This window comes from Enterococcus sp. LJL99, assembly GCF_054871725.1.
The window spans coordinates 206,300-219,927 of the sequence record NZ_JBTXLT010000005.1 but is presented as its reverse complement, the minus strand read 5'-3'; the positions used below and the strand labels follow the sequence as shown (position 1 = coordinate 219,927).

Annotated in this window: 10 protein-coding genes and 1 riboswitch; of the genes, 1 reads left to right on the top strand and 9 read right to left on the bottom strand. The window is 34.8% G+C overall.

The features are described 5' to 3' along the window. Positions 1-102 precede the first annotated feature (102 nt). The 5 genes from ACYSNW_RS09740 to ACYSNW_RS09720 are packed head-to-tail and all read right to left on the bottom strand — an operon-like array spanning position 103 to position 4,892. Positions 103-804 (bottom strand): triose-phosphate isomerase, encoded by a 702-nt coding sequence (locus ACYSNW_RS09740; RefSeq protein ID WP_461744298.1) that lies wholly within the window; start codon positions 802-804, stop codon positions 103-105. A 35-nt stretch (positions 805-839) separates the two neighbouring features. Further along, positions 840-1,124, bottom strand: a complete 285-nt coding sequence (locus ACYSNW_RS09735) for a PTS sugar transporter subunit IIB (RefSeq protein WP_461744297.1) — start codon at positions 1,122-1,124, stop codon at positions 840-842. Between the two features lies 1 nt (position 1,125). Further along, positions 1,126-2,478 (bottom strand): PTS galactitol transporter subunit IIC, encoded by a 1,353-nt coding sequence (locus ACYSNW_RS09730; protein ID WP_461744296.1) that lies wholly within the window; start codon positions 2,476-2,478, stop codon positions 1,126-1,128. Positions 2,479-2,500: 22 nt separating this feature from the next. After that, positions 2,501-2,962 (bottom strand): PTS sugar transporter subunit IIA, encoded by a 462-nt coding sequence (locus ACYSNW_RS09725; RefSeq protein WP_461744295.1) that lies wholly within the window; start codon positions 2,960-2,962, stop codon positions 2,501-2,503. Next, the gene (locus tag ACYSNW_RS09720; RefSeq protein ID WP_461744294.1) at positions 2,955-4,892 is read right to left on the bottom strand and encodes a BglG family transcription antiterminator; all 1,938 of its coding nucleotides are present in this window, start codon (positions 4,890-4,892) and stop codon (positions 2,955-2,957) included. The genes ACYSNW_RS09725 and ACYSNW_RS09720 overlap by 8 nt, the downstream gene beginning before the upstream one ends. Before the next feature lie 366 nt (positions 4,893-5,258). After that, a riboswitch (M-box (ykoK) riboswitch) is annotated at positions 5,259-5,425 on the top strand. A 252-nt stretch (positions 5,426-5,677) separates the two neighbouring features. On the opposite strand from ACYSNW_RS09720, the gene ACYSNW_RS09715 reads away from it, so the two are divergent. Continuing rightward, complete coding sequence (locus tag ACYSNW_RS09715) at positions 5,678-7,393, top strand: phosphatase PAP2/LCP family protein (RefSeq protein ID WP_461744293.1); 1,716 nt, start codon at positions 5,678-5,680, stop codon at positions 7,391-7,393. A 130-nt stretch (positions 7,394-7,523) separates the two neighbouring features. Here ACYSNW_RS09715 and ACYSNW_RS09710 read toward each other — a convergent pair whose 3' ends face one another. The 4 genes from ACYSNW_RS09710 to ACYSNW_RS09695 form a co-directional block, all read right to left on the bottom strand. Then, on the bottom strand, positions 7,524-9,449 hold the full coding sequence (locus tag ACYSNW_RS09710) for a beta-glucoside-specific PTS transporter subunit IIABC (protein ID WP_461744292.1): 1,926 nt from the start codon (positions 9,447-9,449) through the stop codon (positions 7,524-7,526). Positions 9,450-9,536: 87 nt separating this feature from the next. Then, positions 9,537-10,370 carry a BglG family transcription antiterminator LicT gene (gene licT, locus ACYSNW_RS09705; protein ID WP_461744291.1) on the bottom strand — a complete coding sequence of 278 codons (834 nt, stop codon included), beginning with the start codon at positions 10,368-10,370 and terminating at the stop codon, positions 9,537-9,539. Between the two features lie 322 nt (positions 10,371-10,692). Continuing rightward, complete coding sequence (pknB, locus tag ACYSNW_RS09700; protein WP_461744290.1) at positions 10,693-12,867, bottom strand: Stk1 family PASTA domain-containing Ser/Thr kinase; 2,175 nt, start codon at positions 12,865-12,867, stop codon at positions 10,693-10,695. After that, complete coding sequence (locus ACYSNW_RS09695; RefSeq protein WP_461744289.1) at positions 12,864-13,613, bottom strand: Stp1/IreP family PP2C-type Ser/Thr phosphatase; 750 nt, start codon at positions 13,611-13,613, stop codon at positions 12,864-12,866. The genes pknB and ACYSNW_RS09695 overlap by 4 nt, the downstream gene beginning before the upstream one ends. Between the last annotated feature and the right edge of the window lie 15 nt (positions 13,614-13,628).

Sequence of the window (13,628 nt, the reverse complement as noted above, 5' to 3'; positions counted from 1 at the left end):
GAATCGAGTACGTATTGCACAACACTAGCTTAGTTCTGAGAAAGCTACTTTTACCCAACCGTTTTTTACTAGTTGATTGATTCAGTAATTTTCAGATTGACTCTAGTTTTCGTTTCTCTTATTTTTGAATTCTGCTACTTTTTCAATCATTTTCCTTGCTGTTTCAACAGGGTTTGAAGTAGCAACAATACCACTCGTACCGCCAGTAGCGTCTGCTCCTGATTCCAACGCTTGTTGAACATCCTCAACACTTGAAATCCCTGCTGCTTGTAGTATTAAGATAGAAGGATTAACGGTCCGAACCGCTTCATTAGTGGCTTCCATATAGTGACGATCACTCACTTTTCCTGTCCCAATCAATTCAGTTGGCTCACATACCATAATATCTGGAGAAAGAGTTGCAATTATTTTCGCTTCAGTAATTGAATTGGCACAAACAATGGTTAATAATCCCAGTGAATTAGCCCTTTCTATTGCATCAACTAGCTCACTCAGCTCCATCGGGTGCTCCGCATGATTTAAAAATGTAGCAACCGCCCCCGCTTCTTTAACACTTTCAGGTAGAATTCTTCCCATTCCTCGTCCAGGTGTTATACCATCAATATGCTGAGCTGTTATGAATAAATGCGTTGTTTCTTTTGCAATTGGATAAATATCTGCATGTTGACAAGTAAATAAGATATCTACGTCATAACTTTTAGCAAATACATCAAGTTCTTTAGCAAAGGCTAACGCACTTTTTCCGTACATATATGATTTCGGATTTACTGTGAAAAATGGGGAACGTATACTTCTTTTTGACAAAATTCACGACCTCCTAGTATTTTTTAACCTAACGTTTATTCCTTAATCTTTTGTTCTATCTCAGTAAACATAGCTTCCGTTCCAATACCTGTCAGCAATGGCAGCCCCATAATCACTTTATCCTTCACCTTATCTGGTACAACAGTCGTACTAACAACAATATCATAATCATCTAATTTGTTTACTTCATCAGCAATTTTGGATTGGTATAATTTCACCTCATTTTCAAGACCCTTTTCTTTCAACCATTCTTTCATTTTCCCAGTTACAACAGTAGAAGTTGCAACTCCTGTTCCACACATAATTAATAACTTTTTCATTCTAATCATTCCCTTCAATTGTTTGTTTTGTCCTTTTTGGTAAAATCTTATTAACATAAATCATTAAACTTAGGATGACCAAGCCAATGAAAATTAAGCCAGCCCAACTAAATAGTTTAGTTAAACCAACATACATTAAAGTGGTCCATAAACCACCTTCAGCGAGTGCTGTGATTGATGCATGTCCTTGTAAGTCAAAACTAGCAGCTTTAGCTGCAGTTGTTACTAAAGGAGCGACCCAAGAAGTAATATATAAAATTGATGTCATATAAATGGTTCCAGCTAAAATTGTGCGGATAATATTTCCATTAAAAACGGCAGCCATCAAGCAAATTAAAAATGGAATGGTTGCTAAATCTCCAAATGGAAGGGTTGTATTTCCTGGCAAAATAACGGCTAAAATAATTGTTATTGGAACAAGAATCAAAGAAGAAGAAAGAACAGCTGGATGCCCAACAGATAATGCAGCATCCATCCCAATAAACAATTCTCTTCCTGGGAAACGTTTTTGAACAAATTGATTGGCTGATTCTGATATGGGCGTTAAACCTTCCATCAAGAGAGAGACCATTCTTGGCATAATAACCATAACTGCACTTGTTTGAATGGCTAGCTGACCAATCCCCGCAATATCATAGCCTGCTAAAATTCCCATTCCCAATCCTATAATGAATCCCATCACAGTTGAATCTCCAAAAATACCGAATTTTTTTTGAATTGTTTCTGGATCAGCTTTCCAGTTCTTTAAACCTGGAATTCGATCAAACAGCCAATTCAACGGCAATGCAAGAATAAATCCAGGAATAGCCGTTCCATGAGGAAAAGTGATATTAGGAAATCCATAAAATTTATTAATAATCGGCCCAAGTAAATCTCCAAACAATAAAATCATCATCGTGTATACAATCGTTGCAAAAATACCCATAGCAAAATTACCTGTAAGTGCGTAAATTAATGAAGAGATAAATGCCGCATGCCAAATATTCCAAACATCAACATTTAACGTTTTAGTTAATCCCAAAATAATAAGAACGACATTTAAAACAACAGCAATTGGTATGGCTAATGATCCTAGAATAGTACCGTAAGAAATTGCGGCAGCAGCAGGCCAGCCAATATCGATTGTAGTTAAATTTAAGCCAAATCGTTCAACCATCGACTGAGCTGCAGGGCCTAAGCTATTCGTCAACAACTCAATAACTAGATTTAAACCTACAAATCCCACCCCTACAGTTAAAGCCGCTGAAAATGCTTTCCCTGGTTTTGTCCCTAAAACTAAACCAAAGATAAAAATTAAAATTGGCAATACGACGGTTGCACCTAAATCAACAAACCACTGCAGTGCATCTAACATGATAATTCCTCCTTAATAGTAATCAAATTAAATGATTCATTTTTAATAAGTCCATATACTCTGTTTTTGTTTCTATTTCTAAAAAAGTAGCGAGCGTATTCTGCTTTTGAAACATAGCAATCAAGTTTTGTAGCATAGTTAATTGTTCATGTGGTTCTTTTAAAGCTAGCATAAATAATATTCTCACCTCCACTGGCGTACTATCTGTACCCATTTCATAAAATTCAACAGGATTCGTTAAGGATAGAAAAGCAATCTGTGATCGTCGAACAAATTGACTATCGGTATGAGGAATTGCTACACCAATTCCATTTATAACTAATCCTGTTGGAAAATTTTTTTCTCGTTTTAAAATTTGTTCGTAAAAATCATCCGTAACAAATGATTTTGTATATAATTGTGTAGAAAGTTTTTTCAAAGCTGATTCTTTTGTATGATCGCTTTCTTTAAATAAGGCAATTTCGCCATCGAAAAAATTAGTCATTTGCTGCACAACCTTTCTGTTTTAAGAACTGAATAATGTCATCTTTTTTGTTATAATTGGCAATTTTATCGATATTTTCTTTAGAACTAAGAATCGTATAAATAGAAGAAATAAGCGTTCGTGCAATGCCCATATCTTTTTCTGCTATAGAAAGCATTACAACAACATGAATAGAAGTATTTCCCCATAAAATCGGTTTTTTCAACGTCATTATGACTAAACTTGTTTGAATTACCGTTTTTGGGTCAGCATGGGGAATTGCAACACCAGTATCCATTCCTGTCGATCCAATGTTTTCACGTTCGAAAATAGCGCTTTCAAATCTTTCGGTAACAGCTCCGCGTTTAAAAAGAAAATGACTAATATGTTTAAATATTTCTTCTTTTGATTGAAACTCTTCTTGTAAAAAGATGAGTTTTGAATCCAGAATCATATCAATTGAATAAGACTGTAACTGAGATGTTTCATCCTCGAATTTTTTTTCTATTGAAATTATTTTTGATATTTTTTTATTGATTATCGATATTTCCTCATAAGTAGGTAACACTGAAACATAGCTAACGGGTACAGTTGTTTGTTCTGGTAATTTAACCGCTGAAATAATTAGATCCACACCAGATAAATTTTTTGATTCAAATTCATTAAAATCAAGTTTTTCAATAACATTATTGGTTGAGAGGGTTTGTTTAATTCGTTGATAAATTAATTGAGATGTTCCTAAGCCATTTGGGCAAACGACTAAAATATGTTTCGTCGAATTTATTTTTTCAAATGCTAATTGAAAGTGAATTGTTAAGAAACTAGTTTCATCATCAGGAATTTCTACTTCAAAAACTTCTTCAAGCAGATGAACACTATACTTCACTATATTAAACATCGTCGAATATTGAGCGACAATTTGCTTTTTCAATGGATTCTTTATGGAAACACCCATATTCAAGCGAAAAATCATTGGTGCAATATGAGAAAGTAGCGAATTGAACAAATCATCGTCCTGAGATAAATCAAGATTAATTAGTAATGACATTTGATGAATAAACGTTTCAATCGTCTCTTTAAGTAAGTAATTGACTTTCGGTGCATTTGGTTTAATTCCATGTGCTAATAATAAAGAACAAAGATGATAGATATCCGATTCTTTGAAAAAGATATCAAGTTCCCTATTACATTTCTCTAAAAATTCATATGCGGTCATATATAACTGCATATTTTCAATCTCACTAAATACCGAATTTGAGCGCTGTTCACAGTGGTTACCTAAAGTCGAACGACTTAGAAAAACTAAAATGCTATTTCTAAGTGAACAAATAAGATAATTTTTTTGATTTTTGTTGTGATTGAATGGTCTAATAAATTCGTTTACAACCTCTATGATAGCGTTATCAAAAATAGCGAAGTCTTGCATTCCTTGGTTAGTAATAGTGAAGGTCTGTTTTTCATAATAATTTTTAAACGCGTTTTGAATAGTCGATTCTTGTCCAAGTAAATTTCTATTTTTGTCTAATTCGACACCTTGCTGAATCAAATATTCTTTGATGCTATCCATATCTTTTTTGATGGTTTGAATACTGATATAAAATTTATCAGCATAAAAAGCATAACTTTGAATTTCTCTAGCAAAAAGTAGTTCTGAAAAAAGAAAGACTCTTCGATACTCATTGTTAAATATGGAAGAATCATTTTTTTCACTCTGCATATCGCCGATTAATTTATTCTTGTTTCTATCACTCCCGTTCAGCCGAATCCCATTTCTAGGCTTTTTTTCTATTGACAAATCATACTGTTCAACGAGTTTTTCTAGTTGATCTATATCTTGATAAATCGTTTTAGTAGACACATTCAATAAGACCGCAATAGCTCTAGCAGGTTTAAAATTATTTTCTTTAAGTAGCACTGTTAATAATTTTTCTTCCCTATCCTTAAGAATCATTTTTTTCACCTCTAAAGAATTTCTTGTACTAAGAATAGCTTAGGTTCAGTCAACAGTAAATTACTTATTAGTTCCACATTAATCTGGAGGTTGTTACTGACATAAAATAATAACGAATCGAATCGTTCAAACACTACTTTTCAAAATTTCATTCCAATAATTTAATAACAAGCTAGTAAAACAATCTGTTCAAGATTATCTATAAATAATTTTTTTGTTGACAGCTATCCTTAAGTTAATAATAGTCATTGACAAAATTGTTTATCAAAACTTTAAGATTTATAAAGATAAGTGGGATAATTCTAAAAAAAACTTGATAAAAGGTGTTCAAAGAGATATTATGTGGTATAAGAACTACTATAAATAAAATAACCTTGTTAGGTGAGGCTCCTATATAAACATAGGCTATTGCGCAGAAACGTCGAAAGACGCCAATGTGTAGAACAGGAATTGTCGAATTAAGGCTTTTCATAAAATAGCTAAGAGTATTCTTTACGTTATATAGTGCTAAAACTCGGACGATGAGATTGATTTCAAGTCAAGCCTCTCGAAAGATAGTGTTTGGCTTTTTTTGATAAGTTTTTCCTTATCAATACACTACATCTTTTTACTTACTTTTTTACAGAGTAAGCAGACGGATTTAATCGATTGATTCTTCCTTTCTATTTTATTAATGGAAAAGTTGACTCAGTCGCTTTTTTATTGTGAACAGAAAAAAATAAAATGAATAGAAATAGTTTTTATCTTCTGCAATTGATTGAAGATAGCTATGAAGGGATGGTACAATGCAACAACAGAAAGAAAAAAATGGCGTTTACGCAATCGTAGGCTTGGTCCTTTTTTCGATTTTAACTTTTTTAGTCGTAGAAAATTACAATTGGTTCAATACACTTGATTCTTCAATCTATCAATTTTCTTGGACTCCAAATGCAACGTTGACCTCAATAGTCAATTTATTAGCAAAAACAGCGACAATCGTTCCAATCTTTGCGGTAAGCTTAGTGGTTTCGATTATTCTTTGGTGGCATAAAAAAAGACTATTGGCCTTTTGGAATGTATCGAATGTACTGATTGTCAGTTTTTTAGGGTTTATTTTAAAGCACTCAGTCGCACGACCAAGACCAAATGTTGATCAATTAGCAGCCAAAACATCGTTTAGTTTCCCAAGTGGGCATTCATTATTAGCTATGTGCTTGGTGTGTTCAACATTTATCGTTTTACAACAATTACATAAAAATTATAAACCATTGAAGATTGGACTGATTGTCTATCTTTTATTGATTGCAATGAGTCGGATTTTCTTGCGTGTCCACTACCCAAGTGATATTTTAGGCGGATTCCTGTTAAGTTTCACTTGGATTAACCTGTCTTATGCAATTTTACAAAAAGCTTATATGGATAGAAAATTCGCTTCTCGTTCTGCTAAACGAAGCTTTGTTAAAAAAGTAATTTTCTGTTCCGTTTTACTTTTAGCAGTTGGTGCCTCAGCAGTTACTGCTTACGGAATCAAAGTATTCACGAGCGTACAAAAAACAGCCAGTGCAATGTATCAACCTTTGGAAAGAAAATCAACACCTGTTGATAGCAATTCAAGCGAACCGATTAGTATTTTACTTTTAGGAATCGCTAATGATTCCAAACGAAAAACCGATTTCCGTGCTAATACAATTATGGTCGCAACCTTAAATAATGATACTGGAACAACGACCTTAACAAGTATTCCACGAGATGCTTATGTAGAAATCATCGGCGAAGATGGCTTACATGATAAAATCAACCATGCCCATTCATACGGTGGAGAAAAAATGATTATCGATACTGTAGAAAATTATATGGATATCCCAATCAACCACTACTTTAGTATTAACATGGATGGACTATCTCAATTAGCGGAAGCGGTTGGTGGCGTAGATGTTGATAATGAGTTTGAATTTGACGCAGAAGGCATTCATTACCCGAAAGGAAAACAACACTTAAACGGTTGGGAAACATTACAGTATGCGCGTATGCGTGAATACGATGGGGATTATGGTAGACAAAAACGTCAACGTGAAGTAACGACATTACTAATGCAAGAAATGCTTTCGATTAAAAGTGTTTTTCGTTATCAAGAATTACTTAATGTAATCGGTGATAATGGCCAAACAGATATGACTTTAGATCAAATGATTACTGTCCTTAAAAACTATCAAAAGGCTCTTAAAAATATTGAAAGTGACCAATTACAAGGTGAAGGATTTACTGGTGATGGATACACTGGAGAATTAGGTATTTCGTATCAAATCATTCCTGATGAAGAAAAAATTCGTGTTCAAAAAGCTTTAGCGAAACAACTAAATCTTACTTGGAACCCTGAAAACGAACAAACTACTTCCACAACTCCAGCAGCAAACGGAACAACTTCTTCAGATCCAGCTAATGAAGAAATATACTATGAAGAATCTTATCCGACTGCCGATTATTCCGAACCTGCAGTAGATGAGTACCAATATGGCTATTAAATAAAAATGAGTGTGAAGTAGTTAAACAGGAATATCTGATTAACTACTTTACACTCGCTTTTTTATTTCATTCTATTAATCGTTAATATGAAACTAATTAACTTCAACTACTTATGTTTTTCACGTATATTCAATTTTTCTTTACCAACCCTTTTAGCAAGGTTTGATTTTGTGTAATTTCAGTTTGATCCGTTGGTAAAATATCTAAATAATCAGAAGAGTTGGTCACAATCACAGGTGTAATGACCGAAAAACCAGCTTCTTTGATTTTTTCTTGATCAAAAGTCAAAAGCTTTTGTCCTTTAACGACATGATCACCTTGTTCAACAAAACTCTCAAAATATTGACCATCTAACTGAACAGTATTTAAACCAATATGGATCAGTACTTCCATTCCTTCATCTGAAATCAGTCCTAAAGCATGCTTTGTTGGAAACAATGTCGCAACTACGCCATCAAATGGCGCGACTACTTCACCCTTTGTTGGAAGGATACCAACACCAAGACCTAACAAACCTTGAGCAAAAGCCGCATCTTCAACTTGTTCTAACGGAACGATTTTTCCTTCGATTGGACTGCTGACTGTCATATTCGTATTGATATGTGTTAAAGTTCCATTCGTTGTTTCTGTTTCTTTTTCCACTGCAATCGCTTCTTCTGGATCTTTAAAGGTAATCATCGTTGCCACGAATGCAATTGCCATCGCAATACCGGCGCCAATTAGACCGACAACTATATCCCCCATCCCTTTTGTTTCTGGGTTAATCATTGCTGGAAATTCAAAAATACCGATTCCACCAAATATATATTCTCGTAGATTTGCATAACCAAAATACGCACCAGCAATCGCCGAAGCAATACAGCTAATAATAAATGGTTTTTTCAGTGGTAACGTAATTCCATAAATTGCAGGCTCCGTTACACCGAAAAAGGCTGAAACAGCAGCTGGAAAAGCCATTTCTTTTAGTTTCTTATTTTTCGTTTTTAACATGATTGCTACTACAACAGCTGTTTGTGCAAAAGTTGTCGCAAAAAATGGCATCATCACATTATCATAACCAAGCGTCATAATATTATTAATATAAATTGGAATCAATCCCCAGTGAACACCAAAAATAACCATGATTTGCCAGAAGAAACCAACTAAAGCACCTGAAAGAATCGGACTGAAATTACGAACAGCTAAAATTCCTTCTGCAATCAAAGTAGAAGAAAAGGTAACAATCGGTCCAATCACGATAAGTCCTAAGATCATTGAAATAAATAATGTTAACATCGGTACTGTAAAGAATTTAATAACATCTGGAATCACTTTATTAAAGAATTTTTCTAACTTAGCAGCAATAAAAACAATGAAAATAACGGGTAACACGGTAGAGGTGTAATCCATCGTAATCACTGGAATGCCGAAAAAGTCTAAATAAATAGGTGATGCAAAAATCGTATGATTGAATAATGTATATAAAGGCTCTGTCGTTTCTGCAATCGCGGACAATTGAAGACTAGGATAGCATAAGGCTAAACCAATCAAGACGCCGACAAATGGTTTTAGCTTAAATTTTTGAGCGGAAGTATACCCTAGAAAAACAGGTAAAAACATAAATAAGGCATCACTCATCCCGGCGATAATGATATACGCACCACTAGAATCACTATAAAGTCCCATGACACTGAATAAAACATTCAATCCTTTTAACATTCCTGCTGCAGCCATGATTCCTAATACCGGTTGGAAAATTCCTGAAACAAGATCAATTAAACGATCGATTGTTTTTTTATGCTCGCCACTTTCTTCTTGTGGCGTAAAATCGCCTAATTGAATATTGATTGCATCAAAAACATCTGCTACATGATTACCGATTACAACTTGGTATTGTCCACCCGATTTCATAATCGTTACAACGCCGTTCATTGTTTTTAGCGCTTCATCATTTGCTAGTGATTCATCTTTTAATTTAAAACGTAATCGAGTGATACAGTGGGCTAGACTAGTAATATTGTCTTTCCCACCTACTTCTTTAATAATTTGACTTGCTAATTGTGTATAATCTGCCATTTCGTTTTCCTCCAAATTTAAAATAGATTGTGAAGGTCTAGCCAACTGAATGTCACTATCCGAAAAGAAACAACTCACCTCTTTCTATTATTGACTAATAACTTTTTGAATATGAACCGTTAAATATAAGCCCTCTTCATCCGATAATTGGTAACGATAATTATTTAGAAGGAACTCAGATATTTTTTCTACACAAAGATAAGATCGATGGTACTTTCGTTGCATAAATGAAATCATTTCGGGATCTTCCTGGCTATCATACGTTTTATCTGCTATCACGCGTTGTGAGAAAAATTTGAGATGGGTAATAAAACGATAATAATAGACTGAATCCTCTTCGAAATTGATTTTAAAGAACAGTCGTACGATATTAGCGATCTCTTGCATTAATTTTGTGACCTTATACGCATCTGGACTTCCTTCTTCTACTTCCGCATTAACGATGTGAAGCGCAATAAAACCAATTTCGTCTTCTGCTAAGGTAATGTCAAACGTTTCCTTGATATAGCTTAGAGCCAATTTACCAATCTTGTATTCGTCAGGATAAAAGCTTTTGATTTCCCATAACAAGGCATTTTTTAATTCAATACCTTCTTTTTTACGTAAAATCGTATTATAAATATGATCCGCTAATGATAAATAAATGCTTTCATTCAGTTTTTTTCCTAAAATCAACTTGGATTGATCAATTATTTTGACTGCTAAATCTAGGTATTCGATGGGCATTTCTGTTAACAACTCATCAAAGCGCTCAAATGTTTCTTTATCAGATAAATAAAAAAACTGCTCGACAATCTCTTTATTCACAATATCTCCCGCCTGTCGCTGAAACGCCAGACCTTTGCCTTTAATAATTACTTCTTTTCCACGTTCATTACGAGCTAACGCTACATTATTGTTGATAACTTTGATGATTTCCACTTTCATTTCACCTCCAATGAAAAAAACCTATTTACAGCACTAAACAAACCAGGCGAATCTGGCTTATTAGTTCGTAAATAGGTCTAGCTTGTATTTAAACAGTTACTATCCAATGTTACTTATTCGATTTTCTTATAGTGGTAATATACCATTTGAAAGCAATAATGTAAAGGGTTTCTTTTGTTCAAAATATGATTATTCGATTGAGGATTTTTTGGGATTATTAAAAATAAAAAAAATTGATGCAAAGGTTGTTTTTCAAAAACAACCTCTTTTGCATCAATTTCTTGAGTTGATTAGTTAAAAATCACTTAGAAATACGTTAACTATTTCCAGTATTTTCCTCTTTTCCAGCATCGCCACCATTAGTTGATGGACCAGATGAGTAGAAAATCGTGATTGCTGTATTAGGTGCTACTTTGTCTCCAACATTTACAGATATTCGTGTCACTTGATTTTTATCTTTCGTTGAAGTCTCTTGTTGTTCGCTAATCACACCAGTAATTCCCAAACTACTTAATTCTGCCTTATATTGAGCAACAGTTTTCCCTTCAAAGGAAGGAATCGTGATTTTATCTGTTCCCTTACTTATATATAGTGTAATTTTATCTTTGGTTACATTGAATGACGAGCCCGCTGCTGGTGTTTGTGAAAAGACCGTTCCAGCTTCCGCATCATTTGTTTCTTCCTTACGAATAATACGGTCACTACTAATCCCTAGTGCTTCTAATGCATTTGCGGCTCCATCAGCAGTATAGCCTGCATAATTACCTAGAACAATTTTGTCCGACCCTTTGCTCACAACTAACGTTACTTTACCATTTTTAAGGCTAACTGATGAACCACCCGCTGGGGTTTGAGAAATAATCAAGCCAGCTTGAACCGTTTCACTTTCTTCATAAGAAGGAATAATTTGATTTTCTGATAAGCCTAATCCCATTAACTCGGCAACTGCAGTTTCATAGGCATATTGCGAATAATCACCAATAGTGACACTATCTGGACCTGTACTGACAATCAATTTGACTTCATCTGTTTTAGGATCAAGTTCTGTACCTGATGTTGGTTTTTGACTGATAATTTTCCCTTCATCAACATCTGTACTAGATTGTGTTTGCTTCTTAATATTACTTTCAGGGAATCCCAATTTTTTCAATGCGCTAAGAGCATCGTCATACGTCTCCCCTTCATAATCTTTCAACTTAATCTTTTTAGCACCTGAACTAACGTAAAGTTGGACTTCTCGATTCTTTTTCACAGATTGACCGATTGCAGGATCTGTTTTAACGACGTTTCCAGCTTCAATAGATTCATCTGAAATTTCTTTTACATCCTCTTTTACTTTTAGCTTAGCATCTTCTAGTATCTTTCTTGCTTCTGCTTCTGTTTTATCTTTAACATCAGGAACATCTACATCATTACTTGATTGCCCACCTAAGAAATACATCAAAATCAGACCAAATAAGGCGATTGCGACAATACTTAGAACTACGATCAATGGTTTCTTACTTTTCTTCTTAACTGGCTCTGGTAAAGGTTCAAGTATTTCCTGTTCTGGTTCATTTTCAGGAACATTAAAAGAATCCGGCATTGGCGTATCCTCTGTAATTGGGGTTAAAGCAATTGTTTCACCCATCAGAGCCGTAGGTTGCCACACAGGTTCATCCAATCGATTGGCTGCCAAAACAGTGTATAAATCTTGCGCCATTTCTTCTGCTGTTTTATAACGATCAGCTGGATCTTTCGTTGTTGCTTTCAAAACTACATTCGCTAATGATTGCGGAATATTTGGATCAATACTTTTCACTGAAGGCATTTCTTCTTGAAAATGTTTTAACGCAATTGTTACTGCCGATTCGCCATCGAAAGGAACATTTCCTGTCAACATCTCATATAAAATAATCCCGACAGCATAAATGTCTGATTGGTTTGTTGCCATACTACCACGCGCTTGTTCTGGTGATAAATAATGAACTGAACCAAGCATGGTATTGGTTTGCGTAATCGAAGTTTCTGACAAAGCAATCGCAATCCCAAAATCTGTAATTTTAACGACACCATGTTCATCCATCAAAATATTTTGTGGTTTTAAATCTCTATGAATGATTCGATGTTCATGAGCTAGTGAAACAGCAGATAAAATTTGTTCCATGATATCAACTACTGTCGCATAAGGCATCGGATAATGTGTTTGGATATAACGTTTTAAATCCATCCCTTTAACATATTCCATCACTAAATACTGTAGCCCGTCTTCTTCTCCTACATCATAGACACTCACAATATTCGGATGAACTAGTTCCGTCGCTGCAAGAGCTTCCCGTTGAAAACGACGAATCGCTGCTTGGTCATTCTGGAAGTCAAAACGCAAAACTTTTATCGCCACATCACGATCTAAAATCAAATCATGCGCTAAAAATACGTTAGCCATTCCGCCACTGCCAATGTTACCAATAATGTGATATCGACCATTTAGTTTTCTGCCGATCTCAATCATTGTGTTGCCTCCTTACGCTCATCAAAATGAATGATTAAGACCGTAATATTGTCTAAACCACCCGCTTCATTTGCAGCAGTAATCAGTGTCGCAACCTTCTCTTTTAAAGACTGTGCAGAATGGATAATCTCAAGCATCTTCGCTTCTGACACCATATTCGTCAACCCATCTGAACAAAGAACAATATAATCATTTGGTAACCAAACATGGTTTGTTACATCTACTTCAACCGTTTTTGGCATTCCTAGTGATCGCGTTAAAACATTTTTTCTAGGATGGTTTGCTGCCATTTCTGCTGTAATTTCACCTGATTTTACTAACTCATTCACCAAAGAATGATCTTCCGTTAATTGCAATAATTGATCCCCTCGGACTAAATAAGCGCGACTATCCCCAATATTAGCCAATACTAAAGACTCTTTCAAAAGCGCTGCAGTAACAATCGTCGTTCCCATCCCCTGATACTCAGGTTTCGATTGCCCTTTCTCATAAATCGCTTCGTTGACTGATTGAATTTCTTGAATCAACCATTGAATCGCTTTTTCTGATGTGTGAATCTCGCTTTTTTGCCATTGTTCTCCAAGATTATTAACCGCCATTTGACTGGCAACATCGCCAGCTTGATGGCCGCCCATTCCGTCAGCTAAAACAGCTAGTGCTAGACCCGTTTTATTTTCAAACAATCCAGCGTAATCTTGATTGGTATTTCTTCTTTGACCTACATCTGTTTGGAAATTGATTTCCATTTTTCGATCACCTCA

What these genes read in the sequence shown, in the direction of transcription:
- ACYSNW_RS09715 (WP_461744293.1), top strand. Translation starts at nt 5,678, where the DNA reads ATGCAACAACAGAAAGAAAAAAATGGCGTTTACGCAATCGTAGGCTTG.
- ACYSNW_RS09695 (WP_461744289.1), bottom strand. Translation starts at nt 13,613, where the DNA reads ATGGAAATCAATTTCCAAACAGATGTAGGTCAAAGAAGAAATACCAAT.
- ACYSNW_RS09725 (WP_461744295.1), bottom strand. Translation starts at nt 2,962, where the DNA reads ATGACTAATTTTTTCGATGGCGAAATTGCCTTATTTAAAGAAAGCGAT.
- ACYSNW_RS09735 (WP_461744297.1), bottom strand. Translation starts at nt 1,124, where the DNA reads ATGAAAAAGTTATTAATTATGTGTGGAACAGGAGTTGCAACTTCTACT.
- ACYSNW_RS09710 (WP_461744292.1), bottom strand. Translation starts at nt 9,449, where the DNA reads ATGGCAGATTATACACAATTAGCAAGTCAAATTATTAAAGAAGTAGGT.
- ACYSNW_RS09730 (WP_461744296.1), bottom strand. Translation starts at nt 2,478, where the DNA reads ATGTTAGATGCACTGCAGTGGTTTGTTGATTTAGGTGCAACCGTCGTA.
- ACYSNW_RS09720 (WP_461744294.1), bottom strand. Translation starts at nt 4,892, where the DNA reads ATGATTCTTAAGGATAGGGAAGAAAAATTATTAACAGTGCTACTTAAA.
- pknB (WP_461744290.1), bottom strand. Translation starts at nt 12,867, where the DNA reads ATGATTGAGATCGGCAGAAAACTAAATGGTCGATATCACATTATTGGT.